At 65.2% G+C, this 16,746-nt stretch carries 13 protein-coding genes and 1 CRISPR repeat array; of the genes, 8 read left to right on the forward strand and 5 right to left on the reverse strand.

All coding sequences use genetic code 11. The features are described from left to right. Positions 1-181: 181 nt before the first annotated feature. The 5 genes from KI609_RS00440 (at position 182) to KI609_RS00460 (ending at position 5,200) form a co-directional block, all read left to right on the forward strand. A complete protein-coding gene (locus tag KI609_RS00440) occupies positions 182-1,717 on the forward strand; it encodes a COG3014 family protein (protein ID WP_226445883.1) in 1,536 nt (511 codons plus the stop codon). 40 nt (positions 1,718-1,757) lie between these two features. Further along, positions 1,758-2,162 carry a YcfL family protein gene (locus KI609_RS00445; RefSeq protein ID WP_226445884.1) on the forward strand — a complete coding sequence of 135 codons (405 nt, stop codon included), beginning with the start codon at positions 1,758-1,760 and terminating at the stop codon, positions 2,160-2,162. Between the two features lie 176 nt (positions 2,163-2,338). Then, positions 2,339-2,953: a penicillin-binding protein activator LpoB gene (gene lpoB / locus KI609_RS00450; protein WP_226445885.1), complete on the forward strand. Its 615-nt coding sequence runs from the start codon at positions 2,339-2,341 to the stop codon at positions 2,951-2,953. Positions 2,954-3,145: 192 nt separating this feature from the next. Continuing rightward, positions 3,146-4,102, forward strand: a complete 957-nt coding sequence (locus KI609_RS00455; RefSeq protein WP_226445886.1) for a DUF1373 domain-containing protein — start codon at positions 3,146-3,148, stop codon at positions 4,100-4,102. A 39-nt stretch (positions 4,103-4,141) separates the two neighbouring features. Further along, complete coding sequence (locus KI609_RS00460) at positions 4,142-5,200, forward strand: alpha/beta hydrolase (RefSeq protein ID WP_226445887.1); 1,059 nt, start codon at positions 4,142-4,144, stop codon at positions 5,198-5,200. 60 nt (positions 5,201-5,260) lie between these two features. Here the strand turns inward: KI609_RS00460 and KI609_RS00465 are convergent, their stop codons facing one another. The 3 genes from KI609_RS00465 to KI609_RS00475 form a co-directional block, all read right to left on the reverse strand. Next, positions 5,261-5,896: a flavin reductase family protein gene (locus KI609_RS00465; protein ID WP_226445888.1), complete on the reverse strand. Its 636-nt coding sequence runs from the start codon at positions 5,894-5,896 to the stop codon at positions 5,261-5,263. 158 nt (positions 5,897-6,054) lie between these two features. Continuing rightward, positions 6,055-7,650 (reverse strand): PilN domain-containing protein, encoded by a 1,596-nt coding sequence (locus KI609_RS00470; RefSeq protein ID WP_226445889.1) that lies wholly within the window; start codon positions 7,648-7,650, stop codon positions 6,055-6,057. 38 nt (positions 7,651-7,688) lie between these two features. Continuing rightward, a complete protein-coding gene (locus KI609_RS00475; RefSeq protein WP_226445890.1) occupies positions 7,689-8,630 on the reverse strand; it encodes an AraC family transcriptional regulator in 942 nt (313 codons plus the stop codon). A 65-nt stretch (positions 8,631-8,695) separates the two neighbouring features. Between KI609_RS00475 and KI609_RS00480 the strand changes: the two genes are divergently transcribed. The 3 genes from KI609_RS00480 (at position 8,696) to KI609_RS00490 (ending at position 12,248) form a co-directional block, all read left to right on the forward strand. Further along, entirely contained in the window at positions 8,696-9,967 is a 1,272-nt protein-coding gene (locus tag KI609_RS00480; RefSeq protein ID WP_226445891.1) for an MFS transporter, read from the forward strand. Between the two features lie 174 nt (positions 9,968-10,141). Beyond that, on the forward strand, positions 10,142-10,654 hold the full coding sequence (locus KI609_RS00485; RefSeq protein ID WP_226445892.1) for a DUF1993 family protein: 513 nt from the start codon (positions 10,142-10,144) through the stop codon (positions 10,652-10,654). 202 nt (positions 10,655-10,856) lie between these two features. Next, positions 10,857-12,248: a hypothetical protein gene (locus tag KI609_RS00490; protein WP_226445893.1), complete on the forward strand. Its 1,392-nt coding sequence runs from the start codon at positions 10,857-10,859 to the stop codon at positions 12,246-12,248. 195 nt (positions 12,249-12,443) lie between these two features. On the opposite strand, the gene KI609_RS00495 is transcribed toward KI609_RS00490, so the two are convergent. Then, complete coding sequence (locus KI609_RS00495) at positions 12,444-14,678, reverse strand: NADP-dependent isocitrate dehydrogenase (protein WP_226445894.1); 2,235 nt, start codon at positions 14,676-14,678, stop codon at positions 12,444-12,446. Positions 14,679-14,953: 275 nt separating this feature from the next. Further along, a CRISPR array of direct repeats spans positions 14,954-16,320; the repeat unit is 36 nt; unit sequence GTTGTAGCTCCCTCTCTCACCCCGGATAGCTACACT. A 64-nt stretch (positions 16,321-16,384) separates the two neighbouring features. Continuing rightward, positions 16,385-16,693 (reverse strand): CRISPR-associated endonuclease Cas2, encoded by a 309-nt coding sequence (cas2, locus tag KI609_RS00500; protein WP_182119397.1) that lies wholly within the window; start codon positions 16,691-16,693, stop codon positions 16,385-16,387. Positions 16,694-16,746 lie beyond the last annotated feature (53 nt).

A 16,746-nucleotide genomic window follows, 5' to 3' on the forward strand; every position in this document is an offset into this window, starting at 1 on the left:
CCACGCACCGGGAGGGGGCGCACGGGCTGTCAGTACCTTCCTTGTCCGGTCCTTCCTTCACGCGGCTAACCCCCTTGCTGCGCGCCGCCTTCAGTGGTGCGCGCGCCAGCGGGTAGTGCCTGGCGTGTAGGGCTTGCCGGGGTTTTCTGGTGCTCAACCGAACCACTTGCGAGGAGCATTCATGACCCGATCCCAGTCCCCATTTCGACCGTGCCTTTTGTGGGTGCTGGCGCTGAGCGCCGCCCTCACCGGTTGCGCCACCATGCAAAGCCACGACAAGGTGGCGGGCGACATGCAAACTGCCGGGCGCACCGGCGGGATTCCTGCGGCGCTGGCCAGCCTGGAGAGCACCGCCAAGACCGAGGACGAAAAAACAGCGCTGCTGTTCAATCTGGAGCGTGGCGAATTGCTGCGCATGGACCGCCGCTACCCCGACAGCACCAACGCCTTCCTCTTGGCCGACAACAAGGTCAAGGAATGGGAAGACACGGCCAAGACCAACCCGAGCAAGCTCATGGGCACCGTGGGTGCGGCGCTGATCAGCGAGCGCCTGAAGGCCTACGAAGGCCAGGACTATGAAAAGGTGTGGCTGACCACACGCCTGGCCATGAACCGCATGGCCGTGGGAGACTTTGACAACGCCCGTGTGGACATCAAGCGCACCCATGAGCGCGAAGCCGTCATTGCCGAGTTCCGCTCCAAGGAAACCCTGGCGGCCGAAGAGGAAGCCAAGTCCAAGGGTGCTTCGTCGGGTGGCAAGGAGCTCAACGGCTACCCCGTCGAGACCCTCAATGACCCTGAAGTGCTGGCCCTCAAGAACGGCTACTCCAATGCGCTCTCGCATTACCTCGCGGGCTTTCTGTACGAGATGCTCAACGAGCCCGGACTGGCGGCCCCTGGTTACCGCAAGGCCATCGAGCTCAAGCCCGAAACAGCAGTGCTTGAAGAAGGCCTGCGCGGCCTGGACACCCGCACGGGTTTCACCTGGAAGCGCCGTCAGCGCATGACGGACGTGCTGTTCATCGTGGAAGCGGGCGACGCACCCGCGCGCAAGCCCAAGGCCTTCACGCTGCCCGTGCCCACAGGCCGTGGTTTGGTGACAGCGAGCCTTTCGTACCCGGTGATCGAGCCATCGCAAGACCCATTGCTGACCCAGCTTTCAGCCGCTGGCACCGACTTCAAGCTCGAAAAAGTGGTGGACGTGAACGTGATGGCACGCCGAGCGCTCAAGGATGAAATGCCGGGCATGGTGCTGCGTGGCTTCACGCGCGCCGTCGCCAAGGGCGTGATGCAGAACGAGCTGCAAAAGCGCGGTGGGCTGATCGGCGGCATCATCGGCGCGGCCGCCTCGGTGGCCACCGAGCAGGCGGACGACCGCATGTGGCGCATGCTGCCGGGCCGTGTGTATGTAGCCCGCGGCTACCTGCCCCCCGGCGAGCACATCGTCACCATCAATGGCCGCCAGTTGCCCACGCCAATCAAGGTCGATGGCCAGTACGCGCTGGTGCCGCTGCGCATGTATGACAACAGTGTGCTCATCGGCGACGTGGCCATGCTCGGCCAGTTGCCCACCGTGGCTGTGGCGGCCCCGCAAGCTGCCGAAGCGGCGCCCGCTGCAGCGCCGGTGCGCACCAACAACAACCGCACGCGCAACCGCACGGTGCCCTCGGCCGCCGTCAAGTCGACATCGACTGCGCCAGCCGGCACCAAGAACTGATCACACACCGTTATTTTGATTTTCTGAAGGAGCCTCTGGCATGAGAAACCGCTTCACCCTCGCTGCCGCACCTGCCCTGGTGTGCGCGGCCCTGATCACCCTGACCAGCAGCGCCAGCGCGCAGCAGCACGACCCCGCCACGCCGCTGGCTGTGGCCTCCAAAGTGGCGCTGCGTGGCGAAGCCAATGGCATCGCCGTGCGCGAGATGCGCATCGTGCGCAAGAACGACATCCTGGTGGTGCAGGCCGATATGGCCAACATGGGTCGCACCGACCGCACCGTGTTCTACCGCTTCAAGTGGCTCGACAACGTGGGCAACCAGGTGGGCGACGGCGAATCCTGGAAGCAGTTGAGCGTGCTTGGACTGGGCCAGCAGACCGTCAAGAGCGTGGCGCCCACGGGTGCTGCGGTCGATTTGCGGCTTGAAATGAATGTGGAGCGCTGAGATGAAACACCCCCTGAGTCGCTGCGCGCCTTCCCCCTCTCTCACGCTTCGCGTGGGAGGGGGACGCAGCCAGCGCGGCGGGGCGGCCCTTGCGCGGCTGCCCGCGCTTGGGGCCCGCCAGGCTCAAGCGTTGCAGGTAGCGCAAAGCGCTATGTATTACTAAGGAAATCAACACCATGACCAAGAACCGCATCCAGCGCAGCGCGCTCATCCTGGCCTTTGCGGCCAGCACCCTGGCCCTGTCGGCCTGCCAGAACCTGTCTTCGCCCACCGTGCGTTTTGACCGCCAGGTCAACTACGGCGACGCCAAGGCTGTGGAGCTGGTGACCAACGAGTTCGGCTCCACCGACCTGCAGATGATTGCCGAGAAGATGACGGGCGGCCTGCTCGAAACCGGCATCTTCCAGGGCCGCCCCACGGTGACGATCTCGACCGTGAAGAACAAGACCAGCGAATACATCGACACCACCAACGTGATGAGCTCGATCCAGACGGCGCTCGTCAAGTCGGGCAAGGTGCGTTTTGTGCGCTCCATCAACGAGATGCAGCAAGGCGTGGACGAACTGCAGCGCCAGAACCAGAGCGGCCTGTACAAGCAGGGGACCACCGCCAAGGTCGGCCAGATGACGGCCGCCAAATACACCATGGAAGGCGAGCTGACCAGCATCGTCAAGCAGAACAACAGCACCAAGGACGTGTACTACAAGTTCACGCTCAAGCTGTTTGACGTGCAGGAAGGCACGATCGAATGGCAGGACGAAAAAGAAATTCGCAAGACGAGTAAGAGGTAACCCCCTGAGCGGCTGCGCCGCTTCCCCCTTTCTCTCGCGCTGCGCGCGGGAAGGGGGACGCCGCCAGTGCGGCGGGGCGGCCCTTGCACGGCGGCTGCTGGCCTGGGCCGCGCCAGTTTCGAAGGATGTAGGTGCTATGGCCGCATCGCTCGATCAATTCATGACTTTCCGTTAGCTCACAAGGAGCACACCATGCAACGCAGAATCACCCTCCACGCGGCCCTGGCCGTGATCGCGGCCACCACCCTCGCGTGGGGTGCCACCGCCCACGCACAGCAAAACGTGGCCCCCAAAATCGCCGTGACCGACCTGGCCTACGCCCAGCGCGTGTCCGATTACTTCATGGCCGGCACCTACCAGCGCAGCAGCCAGATGAGTGCGCAGGGCAGCCACAGCGGCGGCTACAGCCAGGGCGCCTACGGCGGCTCGGGATCCCATTCGGGTCAACAGTCCATGCAGGCGTCCGAGCAGGCCAGCGGCACCTATGTGGCGGGGCGCTACAGCTACATCGAGCAACGCGAACTCGGTGGCTACACCAACGACATCAAGGGCGCCATCCTGCAGGGCACGTACTTCCGCCTGATCCAGGGCAAGGGCTTTGATGCGGGCAAGCCCCAGCCGTCCAAGGCCGAGCAGGTGCTCAACCAGGTGCAAGGCGGCAAGATGGCCACACCCCAGACGCAACCTGAGGTCAACAACGTGATTGCGCGCATCAAGAAGGGCGAGTTTGCCGGTGCCGACTATGTGCTGTTTGGCGTGGTGTCGAGCATCGATTTCACCGACGCACTCTCGCCGCTGCAGGGCACGACCAGCGCCACGCGCCAGTACGGCCTGCAGCTGCTGGCCGACTTCTCGCTGATCAACACCAAGACGTATGAGATCAAGGCTGCCTTCTCGGCCCAGGGCGAAGGCAACGACACCAAGATCCTGTCGATCCGTGGCGACATTGCCCCGCCCAACCGTGCCAAGGTGATGCGCGAAACCTCGCTGTCGCTGGCGCAGGACGTGTACCAGCAAATGGCCATGCAGTTGGGCTACACCGACGCCAATCTGGCGCGCGGCGTGCGCCCACCTGTGGTGTACCAACAGGGCGGCCAACCCATGCCTGCACCTCAGCCGCAGCCTGAGCAGGTGCTGATTCTCAAATAAGCGCTGCCGGTGTTTGCCACGCGCCTGAAGGCCAGCCCCGTGCTGGCCTTTTTTATGGGACTGCTTCGGCCACTCGGGGTGCCGCTGCGCCCGGTGTGGCGGGGTGCCGTGGCGCTGGGGTGCGCGGGCTTGCTGGCGGGGTGCGCGCAGGGTTCTCCCCCCGCAGGGGCAAGGATGAACGTGCGCGTACCGCCGGGGGACCCTGTTGCGCTTGCCACCGAGGCCCCCAGCGACTTTCAGGTGCACCCCTTGCCGGGTGACGGCGATGTGACGCTGTGGGCATTGCAGCGCAGCGAGCGGGCAGCGCCCCTGCGCTACCGCGTCATCGTGGTGCCGGGCTCGGGCTGTGCCGGTATGGGTGTGATGGCCGACCGCTATTTTGCGGGCCTGCTGCACGCACAGGTGCTGGTGTTGCACAAACCCGGAGTGGCCCCACAGGCGCGCACCGCCCCCGCCGATTGCGCCCCCGGTTTTGTGCAACGAGACCGCCTGGCTGTATGGCTGGCACACGCCCGCGCCGCCTTGCGCGCCGACGCATCGCAGCGACAGGGTCAGCCCGCTGTGCCGCAATTGCTCGTGGGTATCTCGGAAGGGGCCGAGCTACTGCCTGCATTGGCGCCCGAGGTGCCGAATTTGGCGGGGCTGGTGTTGGTGTCCGCCAGTGGTCTTGACCCGCAAGAAGCCGGTGCGCTGCAAGCGCGCCGCCTGGGCCTGGAGGCGGACTGGCGTGCCCTTGGCGTGATGCAGGCTGGGCACCTGCCCGACACCACGGTGGTGCAGGGCCGCAGTCTGGGGTATTGGCGCGACCTGTGGCGTTGGCCCGTGGCGCAGCCACTGATCGACGGCCCCTGGCCGGTGTTGCAGGTCTGGGGCGGCGAAGACGCCCTGGTGCCCGCAGCCGCTTACGAACGTTTTGCGCAGCGCATGGGTCAGCGCGCGCCCCTGTCATGGTGTGTGCGCCGCCTTGAAGGGGCGGACCACGGACTGGAGCACACCACCGGGCCAGCGGGAGGCGACGGCGTGCAGCAGGTGTGGGCCTTGACGGAGCAGTGGGCGCGTGCGCCGCAGGCCGGGCTGTGCGGGCCCTTGCGGCGCTGAGCGATGGCCCAATATCGGGGCGGGGAGGGCGGTCTGCGGCGGGGCGCCGCAGTGCGGGGCTTACCGGGGCCGGTACATCTTGAACAGCTGCTCGGGCCCCACCGTGAAGTAGTCGGCCGGGCCGCCACCGCGCAGAATGTGGCCGGCACCGGCCGTGTCATACACCCCGTCTTTCAGCAGCGCCTGGTCGATGTGCACCGCCACCACTTCGCCCAGCACCAGCCAGGTGTCCACCTGGGCCCCGTCCACCCCCTGCAGCTGCAGGATCTGCGTGCTGCGGCATTCAAAGGTGACGGGGCTTTCGGCCACACGCGGCGGGCGCACGCGGGTGGAGGGCAGGGGCGTGAGGCCGGTCAGGTTGAACTCGCTCACCTCGGGCGGCACGGCGGCGCAGCTCTGGTTCATCACCTCGGCCAGGTCGCGCGTGGCCAGGTTCCACACAAATTCGCCCGTGGCCTGTACGTTGCGCACGGTGTCCTTGTAGCCAATGCTGGCAAAGCCCACGATGGGTGGCACGTAGTTGAACGCGTTAAAAAAGCTGTAGGGCGCCAGGTTGGTGGCGCCTTGCGCGTTCTGCGTGGAGATCCAGCCAATGGGGCGCGGCCCCACGATGGCGTTGAACGGGTCGTGTGGCAGGCCATGGCCCTGGCGGGGTTCGTAGCTGTGGAAGGTGCGTGGGGGTTGTGGAGTGGTCATGGGGCTCGGCAGGGTGGGGCGAACAAGCCCTTACCTTAGCGGCAGACGTGGCGCACTGCAGTCATCAGGATATCTGTATGCTCACTTTTTAATAGCTATTCGGGCATATGGTTCTAGCGCTCAGGGGCGATTGGAGCACTGGGGCTCTAATCCGTGGCTCAGCGGCGCTGTTCGGGCGCGGCGCAGATGCCGGGGGTTGCGCGCGGCGGCGCGGCACACACCATGCGCAGCCGGGCAGAGAACGCGCCCTTGCCGATGCCGGAGCTCGACGCCTCCAGCCAGGGCACCTGCTGGCGCACGCGCTCCAGCGCTGCGCGGGCTTCTGCCTCGCTGCCGCGTCCCTCCAGCTCGACCAGCTTGCCGTCATGCAGGGCCAGCCGCGTCAGCGTCACGTCGTTGCCCAGCACCGGGCGCAGTGCGTCTTCCACCTGCTGCGCGGTGTAGGCGCTGCCCGACGCTGGCAGACACACACTGCGGTCGCCCGGGGCCGCGCACAGAAAGTTGACGAGCACGCGGTAGGCCACCTGATCGGCCTCGCGCCGGACCCAGGCCACCTGCGGGTTGCGCACCTCGCCCGAGCGCTGCAGCGCCTGCACCCACTGGCGCACGGTCGCGTCATCGGGTGCGCGGCCTTCCAGCGCTGCGCCGTCCTTCCACAGGTCTATCTTGCCCAGGGTCACGCCGCTGGGCAGCAGCGGCTGCAGCACATCGCTGACCCGCCGGCGCGGTGAGACGGGCTCACCGCTTGCAGCCTGCGCGCCAGGGGGCGGTGGAGAGCCCGGGTCGGGCGCTGGCAGCACCGGCCGGGGGCCCGCAAGGCCCATCACGTCTAGTTGCAGGGCGCGGGTTTCATCGCGCAGGGCGCTGATCAGGGGCATGGGGTTCACGCGGCCTGCAGGCACTTTCAGCGCGCTGACGGGGCCATCAATCCAGATCGGGTACTCCAGTGCGATCTGGCCCGGCGCGCTGGCCGGCTGGTAGTAGCCTGCATCTGCATCTGCATCTGTGTCTGCGCCAATGCGAATGGAGAACCGTGCCCGGGTGGTAGTGGTTGACACGCGCGCGTGGCGCGCATCCATGTCGTGGAACAGCAGCGCTGTGCTGCTTTGCGCGCTGGCCAGTTGCAGCCACTGAACCTGGCCCGTGCCGCCCGCCACGACCGATGCGTTCGAGTGCACGCTCAGCAGGCCCAGGCGCACCCCATAGAACCACAGCTTCATGCCGTGGCTGGGGTTCAGACTGATTCGCAACGCCGGCAGGTCCACCCGGTCGAACAGCACCTTCAGGTGGTCGCCGCGCAGCAGCAGTTCGTGGGCTGTGGCCAGCTGCAGCGTGAAGCACACGGCAGCGTTGTCAGCGCCCGCGCGCGGGATGGTTGAAGCGCCTTGTGCAGCGCTGATCGTCACGTCGTACAGCCTGGGCCGGTTGCCGCCCTGGCGGTCCGCGCCGTAGGTGGTGTCGGCCACCTGGAACGTCCCCCGTCCAAGGAACAGCCGGTTCTCCGCACCCGACACCACGCGCACCGTGCAGTCGTTGGCGATGATGTGCACATGCCGCAAGTTTCCAAGCCGACCCGTGCCCGGGTCCCAGGGACGCTCGCGGGCGTCGCGCAGCAGGTTGGCGCGCTCGATCAGCGTGTCGGGGGTTGCGTCCAGCGGCGCTGCGTGGGCCAGCGCGGTGGCTGCGCACGCCAACGCCGCCAGGAGCAGAGAACGAAGAGTGCGCGGAGTGCTTGGAGTACGAAAGGGGGTCATGCTGTCCGCATGGTACTGACACCCTGCGCTCACCTCCATCACAGGGGGAACGGCTGCTGCTGCCCCAGAAACCGCCCCGGCGTCTGTCCCACCGACTTGCGCACCATGGCGCTGAAGGCACTCGCGCTGTAGCCCAGCTCGGCGGCGATCTGGCCCATGGGCATGTGCCCGGCGGCCAGCGACACGGCCTTGGCCAGGATCACCTGCTGGCGCCACCGGGTGAAGGTGCTGCCCAGTTCGGAGCGGAACAGTCGCGCCACGGTGCGCGGGCTGGCGCCGGTGTCCTGCGCCCAGTCGGCCAGGGTGTCGTGGCGCGTGGGGTCGGCCAGCACGGCCTCGCACAGGTGGCGCAGGCGCTTGTCCTGGGGCAGGTCCACGCCCAGCTTCACGGCGGCGGCGCGGGCCAGTTCGTCCTTGATCAGGGCGCTCTGGTGCTGCTCGCGCCGCAGTTCGGCCGCTGTGAGCGCGGGCCCGCCGTCGGGCGCGTTGGGCATCTCTCGCACCAGGGCGCGCAGCAGGTCGGACACTTCCAGCACGCGGCACTGGCGCCAGGCGTCTTCCTGGTCGCGCGGCACGCCGGGGCCGCAGCGCCCCCGGGGCTGGTGGAAGTACAGCGTGCGCAGGTCGGCGTCCTCCACCATGGTCACGGCATGTTCCACGCCGGGCGGAATCCACAGTGCACGCGACGGCGGCACGATGTAGGTGCCATGGTTCACCGTGAGCCGGATCACGCCCGTGGTCGATATCGCCACCTGCGCCCAGGGGTGGCTGTGGGGCATCACCTGCGTGTCGGCGGCCAGCCAGCGCAGCTTGGCGCGCACCGGGCGGGCGGTGGTGGGCACAAACAGCTCGGGCGTGAGCGAGCCCACGTACGACATGCCGCGCGGCTTGCCTGCTGGGGCACGGGGCACGATCTGGGCCGCAAAGTGTTCCGCCGCCGGATCAGCGGGTGCAGCGGTCGCAGCGGAAGGGTTTGGCATGTTTGCGATAGAAGTTGTCCGTCTATCGTAAACCTGCCGAGGCCAGCCTGCCTAAGATCAAGCCCATGACCGTTTCTTCTTCCCCTGGCACCACCACCAACCCTGTCCCCCTGCGGCAGGACGCCCGCACCATCGGCCTGATCGGCCTGGCCCATGGCAGCTCGCACTTCTTTCACATGCTGCTGCCGCCGCTGTTTCCGTGGCTGATTGGTGAGTTCGGCTTTAGCTATTCCGAGTTGGGCCTGCTGGTGTCGGTGTTTTTTGTGATCTCGGGCGTGGGCCAGGCGCTGTCGGGCTTTTTGGTGGACCGCGTGGGCGCGCGACCGGTGATGTTCTTTGCACTGTCGAGTTTTGCGGCGGCGGGCCTGGCGGCCGGCACGGCACAGGGCTACCCGGGGCTCTTGCTGGCAGCGGCACTGGCCGGGCTGGGCAATGCGCCGTTCCACCCGGTGGACTTCACCATTTTGAACAAGCGCGTCTCGCCCCAACGCCTGGGCCATGGTTTTGCGGTGCATGGCATCAGTGGCAACCTGGGCTGGGCCACGGCACCGGTGTTCATGGCGGGCATTGCCGCGGCCACGGGTTCGTGGCGCACGGCCTGTCTGTGCGGCGCGGTGCTGGCCCTCGCGGTGCTGGCCATCATGGTGTGGAACCGCGACGCACTCGACGACCGCCAGGGCGCCTGGGCCCACCAGGCCAAGGGCGGCGCTGCGGCGGCCACACCCGAGCACCCCATGGCTTTCCTCAAGCTGCCTTCGGTGTGGCTGTGTTTCTCGTTTTTCTTCTGGAGCACCTGCGCGCTGAGCGCCATCCAGAGTTTTGCCAGCCCCGCGCTGCAGTCCCTGTACGGCCTGCCGCTCAGCATGACCGCCATGGTGGTCACGGGCTACATGTTGTTTGGCGCGACGGGCATGCTGGTGGGCGGGTTCCTGGTGGGGCGTGTGCAGCGGCTGGAGAAGATCATCTCGGTGAGCCTGCTGGGTTCGGCCGCACTGCTGGTGGTGGTGGCGTCCGGGCTGCTGCCGGGCATGGCGGCGCTGGTGGTGGCATCAGTGGCGGGGCTGGGCACGGGCCTGGCGGGGCCATCGCGCGACATGCTCATCAAGCGCGCTGCGCCCCCCGGCGCTACGGGGCGGGTGTATGGCACGGTGTATTCGGGGCTGGACCTGGGCTTTTGTCTGTCCGCTCCCGTGTTTGGCGCCATGCTCGACCATGGCATGACGTCGGGCATCTTCTATGGCTCGGCCGCCACGCTGGCGCTGAGCGTGGTGTCTGCGGCGATGGTGGGCATGGGCGTGGCGGCCCGCGCCGCACGGCCCGTGGCGGCGGCTGCCTGAGGGGTCAGGACGCTGCAAGGGAATCGGCACACCGACCGCATGGGCCTGGTGCGCCAGGGGTTCTGCAAGCGGTTCAGCGCGGGAGGTGGGCTTGTGTTGCAATCGCTCTCGACTGCGCACGCCCCCATTGAATGGGCGGCTGTGCAGCCTTTCGCATCACTCCCAGGACACTCCATGACCCTCCCCATCTACAACGCCAGCATTCCCGTCTTCCGCCAGATGCTGGGCGCCCTCAAAGACGTTCTGGCCAAGACCGAGGTCCATGCCACGGCGCGCAAGATCGAGCCCGACGCTTTGCTGCAGGCGCGGTTGTTCCCCGACATGTTTCCGCTGGCACGGCAGGTGCTGATTGCTTGCGACTTCGTCAAGGGCGTGGCGGCGCGTTTGGCAGGGGTGGAGGTGCCGTCCTTCCCCGACGCCGAGCGCCCCGGTTTTGCCGACCTGAGTGCGCGCATCGATGCCGTGCTGGCGTTTGTCGAAGGCCTGCCAGAGGCGGCGTTTGCCGAGGCCGCCACGCGCCAGATCACCATCCAGCCTGGTACGCCGCGCGAAAAGCAGTTTGTGGGCGAACACTACCTGCTGCACTACGGCCTGCCCCAGTTCTTCTTCCACGTGAACGCAACCTACGCCATTGCGCGCCACAACGGCGTGGAGTTGGGCAAACGCGACTACATGGGCACATACTGACCCCACGCCCGACAGGCCCTTGGCGGTGCAGGGGCCTGTGTGGAACCCCCTGCCGTGCAACGCGGTGAGATAGCAGTCAAAAGTGGTGGTGGTGCTTATGGGGTATGCGGAGGCAGCTATCAAAATGGTAGTGCTGGCTGACGACCCGCCGCAGGTGTTTTTACCCCGGGCCGCCTGAAGCATTCCTACGGAGACCTGACCCATGAAGACCTTCTGCGCAACACAACGCACCCTGCCGCGCCTGGCGCTGGCCGGGATGGCCTGCCTGCTGGCGGCTTGCGCCCCGGTGCCCACACAGCCTGTGGCCTCCGCGCAGGTGAGTGCGGTGGCCGAGGCCGCCCCCACGGCCACCCCATGCCCCAAGGACCTGGCACCCATTGCCCGCTGCCTGTCGGGCCAGGATTCTGCCGGGGCGTATTACCTCATCGCCCTGCCGCAGCAGTGGAACGGCCACCTGGTGCTGCACGCCCACGGCGGCCCTGCACTGGGTGCGCCCAAGATGGAGCGGTCGGTGGAAGACCTGGAGCGCTGGGCCATCATGGTGCGCGCTGGCTACGCCTGGGCGGGCAGCACCTTCCGCCAGGGCGGCGTGGAGGTGCGAGCCGCCGCCGAGGACACCGAGCGGCTGCGGCAGATCTTTGTGCAGCATGTGGCCCGGCCAAAGCACACCATCCTGCACGGCCAGTCGTGGGGCGCCAGCGTGGCCGCCAAGGCGGCCGAAATGTTTCAGCGCACGGCCGACGGCAAGCGCCCCTACGACGGCGTGCTGCTGACCAGCGGGGTGTTGGCGGGTGGCACCCGTTCGTACGACTTTCGCACCGACCTGCGTGTGGTCTACCAAACCCTGTGCAACAACCACCCCCGGCCCACCGAGGCCGCCTATCCCCTCAACATCGGCTTGCCCCGTGACGCCACGCTGACAAGCCGCGAGCTGCAGGCGCGCGTGAACGAATGCCTGGCGCTGAACAAACCTGTGGCCGAGCGTACCCCTGAGCAGCAGCGCAAGATCCAGACCATTACCGATGTGGTCCACATCGTGCCGAGCTCCATCCAGGGCCACATGGCCTGGGCCACCTTTCACTTTCGCGACGTGGTGCAGCACCGCACGGGGGGCACCAGCCCATTTGGCAATGCTGGTGCCTATTACCGGGGCTCGGCCGATGATGGGGCGCTGAACGCTGCGGTGCTGCGTTACCGGGCCGACCCGGCAGCCGTGCAACGCCTTGCGCAAGACACCGACCTCACCGGATCCATTCCTGTGCCTGTGCTCACCGTCAAAGGGGTGAACGACCCCACCGCGTTTGTCGAACTCGATGCGTATTTCAAAAACACCATGGAGCGCGGGGGAAGTGGCGGGCGCTTGGTGCAGACCTTCACCCAGCACCACACGCACAGCTACCTGAGCGACCCGACGTACCCCACGTTATTGACCGCCTTGCTGCGCTGGGTGGACGACGGGGTCAAGCCCACGCCCGAGGGCATCGCCCGGCAATGCCCCGAGGTGGAAGCGACGCTGGGCAAAGGTTGTGCGTTTCTGCCGGGCTATGCGCCTGCGGCGCTGAACACGCGCATTGCCGATCGCGAACGTCCCTGATCGCCCGTAGCCCTGGCGTAGGCACGCGTTGGCGCGCGCGGCGCGGCGTGTGGCTCATCAGCATGGTCGGTAGCCACGGGCCGATATGGAAGGCACGGCGTGGCGCGCAAAAAAAGGCCCCGATCAACGGGGCCTTTTTGCGGGCGCGCACTCAGCGCGCCAGTGACGTGGCGGCTACGCCGCCGCCTGCTGGATTCAGGCCACCGCCTTCAACACGTTGTTCAACGTGTGGCTGGGGCGCATCACGGCGTCCAGCTTGGCCGTATCGGGCAGGTAGTAGCCACCGATGTCGGCGGGGTGGCCCTGCACGGCGGCCAATTCGGCCACGATGGTCTGCTCGTTGTCACTCAGCTGTTTGGCCAGCGGCGCGAACCGCTTGGCCAGCTCGGCGTCTGCAGTCTGCGCGGCCAGCTCCTGTGCCCAGTACAAGGCCAGATAAAACTGGCTGCCACGGTTGTCAAGCTGGCCGGTCTTGGGCGAGGGGTTCTTGTTGTTGTCCAGCAGCTTGCCGGTGGCGGCATCCAGCGTCTTGGCCAGCACCTTGGCGTGTGCGTTGCCGGTTTTCAGGCCCAGGTCTTCCAGCGACACGGCCAGCGCCAGGAACTCGCCCAGCGAATCCCAGCGCAGGTGGTTTTCTTCCACCAACTGTTGCACATGCTTGGGCGCCGAGCCACCCGCACCGGTTTCGTACATGCCGCCACCCGCCATCAAAGGCACGATGGACAGCATCTTGGCCGAGGTGCCCAGTTCCATGATGGGGAACAGGTCGGTCAGGTAGTCGCGCAGGATGTTGCCGGTGGCGCTGATGGTGTCCAGGCCACGCACCACACGCTCCAGCGTGTAGCGCATCGCACGCACCTGGCTCATGATCTGGATATCCAGGCCAGTGGTGTCGTGCTCGTGCAGGTACATCTTGACCTTGGTGATCAACTGCGCTTCGTGCGGGCGGTACGCATCGAGCCAGAACACCACGGGCATGCCGGAGTTGCGGGCGCGGTTCACGGCCAGTTTCACCCAGTCGCGGATCGCGGCGTCCTTGACCTGGCACATGCGCCAGATGTCGCCCGCTTCCACGTTCTGGGACAGCAGCACTTCGCCGGTGGCCAGGTCGGTGATGTTGGCCACGCCGTCTTCGGGAATTTCAAACGTCTTGTCGTGCGAGCCGTATTCCTCGGCCTGCTGGGCCATCAGGCCCACGTTGGGCACCGTGCCCATGGTCTTGGGGTCGAACGCGCCGTGCCATTTGCAGAAGTTGATGATCTCCTGGTAGATGCGGGCAAAGGTCGATTCGGGCATCACGGCCTTCACGTCCTTCAGGCGGCCATCGGCACCCCACATCTTGCCGCCGTTGCGGATCATCGCGGGCATGGACGCGTCCACGATGATGTCGTTGGGCGAGTGAAAGTTGGTGATGCCCTTGGCCGAGTCCACCATGGCCAGCTCGGGGCGGGTGGCGTGGCAGGCGTGCAGGTCACGCATGACTTCTTCGCGCTGTGCGGTGGGCAAGGTGGCGACCTTTTCGTACAGGTTGGCCATGCCGTTGTTCACGTTCACGCCCAGCTCGTCAAACAGCTTGCCGTGTTTGGCGAAAGCGTCTTTGTAGAAGATCTTCACGCAGTGGCCGAACACGATGGGGTGCGACACCTTCATCATCGTGGCCTTGACGTGCAGCGAGAACATCACGCCGGTCTTGTGCGCGTCTTCGATTTCTTTTTCGTAGAACTCGACCAGCGCCTTCTTGCTCATGAACATGCTGTCGATGATCTCGCGGTCGAGCAGCGAGACCTTGGGTTTGAGGATGATGGTCTTGCCGCTCTTGGCAATCAGCTCCATCTTCACGTCACGGGCGCGGTCCAGCGTGATGGACTTTTCGCCATGGTAGAAGTCGCCGGCGTGCATGTGCGAGACATGCGAGCGCGAGGCCTGGCTCCACTCGGCCATGCTGTGCGGGTTCTTGCGTGCGTATTCCTTGACGGCCTTGGGCGCGCGGCGGTCCGAGTTGCCTTCGCGCAGCACGGGGTTCACGGCACTGCCAATGCACTTGGCATAGCGCGCGCGGATCGATTTTTCTTCGTCCGTCTTCGGGTCTTCGGGGTAGTCGGGCAGCGCGTAGCCCTTGCCTTGCAGTTCCTTGATACAGGCGATCAGCTGGCCCACCGAGGCGCTGATGTTGGGCAGCTTGATGATGTTGGTATCGGCTTGCAGGGTCTTTTTGCCCAGCTCGGCGAGCGTGTTGGGGGCGCGCTGCTCTTCCTTCAGGAACTCGGGGAACTCGCCCAGCACGCGGGCCGCCACCGAAATGTCGGACTCCACCACGTTGATGCCGGCCGGCGCGGTAAACGCGCGGATCAAGGGCAGAAAAGAAGCCGTGGCCAGGCGAGGTGCCTCGTCGGTCAGGGTGTAAATGATGGTCGGTTGCTGGGTCGTCATGGCTTGTCTCACGAAACAGGGAGGTAAACGCCCCCGGCTGGTTCACAGCGGGGCCGAAAGCGGATGCTCTCTCATTCTCCCTTCTTGGGGCTGTCTGTGCCTGCTGTTTTTGCAATCGAATCTCATAATGCAAAATTATCATAAGCCCAGGGCATTTTTTTCACTAAATAAGTGGTAATTACCCTGCGGCCCCTGCAGTTTGACCGCTCGGTGGGTGTGCGCCATTCCCTGGCCGACGCTACGGAAAGGGCTGCCGGGGCAGCAAGGCAAAGTGGGTTGTAGCTCCCTCTCTCACCCCGGATAGCTACACTCAGCACCACCAGCCACCCCGCCGCCGAGCGGGTTGTAGCTCCCTCTCTCACCCCGGATAGCTACACTCGCTGCGTCCGCCTCACCCGTGGAGAACTTGGTTGTAGCTCCCTCTCTCACCCCGGATAGCTACACTCAGATCAAGCGGGTTCTGCGCGCCCAGCAATGTTGTAGCTCCCTCTCTCACCCCGGATAGCTACACTCGCAATGAGACGACGAACGACGATCAAAGAAGTTGTAGCTCCCTCTCTCACCCCGGATAGCTACACTCCAGGGAGGTAGCCGGGGTATCCATCCGCGAGTTGTAGCTCCCTCTCTCACCCCGGATAGCTACACTCTGCTGCTTGATGGCGTTGGTGGTGTCCTTGGTTGTAGCTCCCTCTCTCACCCCGGATAGCTACACTCGACGTAGCTGTCACGGTCATCATCGGTGGGGTTGTAGCTCCCTCTCTCACCCCGGATAGCTACACTCATGGATACCTGGCTTGAGACGCTGGGCTATGTTGTAGCTCCCTCTCTCACCCCGGATAGCTACACTCATGAGGTGGTTGTGATTGGTGGCCTCGTAGGTTGTAGCTCCCTCTCTCACCCCGGATAGCTACACTCCCCGCCCCATTGCTGCCCTGCTGTTTGCCAGTTGTAGCTCCCTCTCTCACCCCGGATAGCTACACTCCCAACTCAAACGTGCTGGTCACCAAGTTGGTTGTAGCTCCCTCTCTCACCCCGGATAGCTACACTACGCAGCCCCCTGATATTGGTATCACTATTGTTGTAGCTCCCTCTCTCACCCCGGATAGCTACACTCTGGCGGGCTTCATGTCCGTTCCTTCGAACGTTGTAGCTCCCTCTCTCACCCCGGATAGCTACACTCCAGGCCACCGGGGTAATGGCGCACAGCGCGTTGTAGCTCCCTCTCTCACCCCGGATAGCTACACTTGTTGGCCAGCAAAGGCCTGATCGAGATTTGTTGTAGCTCCCTCTCTCACCCCGGATAGCTACACTCCCGCAAAGCCGCAGGGCGACCCCGGCGACGTTGTAGCTCCCTCTCTCACCCCGGATAGCTACACTAAGCTTGTTGAGTGGTGTTGTGAGGCTCCAGTTGTAGCTCCCTCTCTCACCCCGGATAGCTACACTGCCCCTTGATGCGGGTAAGCCGTGCGTGACGTTGTAGCTCCCTCTCTCACCCCGGATAGCTACACTTGAGAGCATCGTGCTGGGCCAGCCGGACGAGTTGTAGCTCCCTCTCTCACCCCGGATAGCTACACTCCATAAAAACGCCGCCCGACCAAGCTGGATCGTTGTAGCTCCCTCTCTCACCCCGGATAGCTACACTTGGCCCTCTCGAAACCCGCTCCAGGCTTGGCTTGGAGCGGGTTTTCGTTTGTGAAATTAACCCTTCAAAACAACGCAATTTGGGCAGCGTTGACTTTTTTTTCCTGAAACAGCGGCAGCCCCACCAGCATCTTCATGCTGGCAAATTGTTTTTCGGTCACTGTCAATACCCGTACAGAGCCTTCAGGGGGTAAGTTTGCCAGCAAGCGTTTCATATGCTTTTCTTCGGCGTCGCTGCCGTTCAAGATGCGGCCATACACCGAGTACTGGATCATGTCGTAGCCGTCGTTGAGCAAGAAGCGGCGGAACACGGTGTAGGCCCGGCGCTCGGCCTTGGTCACCACTGGCAAGTCGAAGAACACCATCATGCGCATGAATCGCCTCGTGGTCTGGCCCATGGTGATGATGTCGAAGCGTTGCTACAGCT

The sequence above is a fragment of the Acidovorax radicis genome (assembly GCF_020510705.1).
GTDB lineage: Bacteria > Pseudomonadota > Gammaproteobacteria > Burkholderiales > Burkholderiaceae_C > Acidovorax > Acidovorax radicis_A.

Bases quoted from the DNA above. Each gene is read 5' to 3' on its own strand.
- KI609_RS00440 (WP_226445883.1), top strand. From the start codon at position 182: ATGACCCGATCCCAGTCCCCATTTCGACCGTGCCTTTTGTGGGTGCTG.
- KI609_RS00445 (WP_226445884.1), top strand. From the start codon at position 1,758: ATGAGAAACCGCTTCACCCTCGCTGCCGCACCTGCCCTGGTGTGCGCG.
- lpoB (WP_226445885.1), top strand. From the start codon at position 2,339: ATGACCAAGAACCGCATCCAGCGCAGCGCGCTCATCCTGGCCTTTGCG.
- KI609_RS00455 (WP_226445886.1), top strand. From the start codon at position 3,146: ATGCAACGCAGAATCACCCTCCACGCGGCCCTGGCCGTGATCGCGGCC.
- KI609_RS00465 (WP_226445888.1), bottom strand. From the start codon at position 5,896: ATGACCACTCCACAACCCCCACGCACCTTCCACAGCTACGAACCCCGC.
- KI609_RS00470 (WP_226445889.1), bottom strand. From the start codon at position 7,650: ATGACCCCCTTTCGTACTCCAAGCACTCCGCGCACTCTTCGTTCTCTG.
- KI609_RS00475 (WP_226445890.1), bottom strand. From the start codon at position 8,630: ATGCCAAACCCTTCCGCTGCGACCGCTGCACCCGCTGATCCGGCGGCG.
- KI609_RS00480 (WP_226445891.1), top strand. From the start codon at position 8,696: ATGACCGTTTCTTCTTCCCCTGGCACCACCACCAACCCTGTCCCCCTG.
- KI609_RS00485 (WP_226445892.1), top strand. From the start codon at position 10,142: ATGACCCTCCCCATCTACAACGCCAGCATTCCCGTCTTCCGCCAGATG.
- KI609_RS00490 (WP_226445893.1), top strand. From the start codon at position 10,857: ATGAAGACCTTCTGCGCAACACAACGCACCCTGCCGCGCCTGGCGCTG.
- KI609_RS00495 (WP_226445894.1), bottom strand. From the start codon at position 14,678: ATGACGACCCAGCAACCGACCATCATTTACACCCTGACCGACGAGGCA.
- cas2 (WP_182119397.1), bottom strand. From the start codon at position 16,693: ATGCGCATGATGGTGTTCTTCGACTTGCCAGTGGTGACCAAGGCCGAG.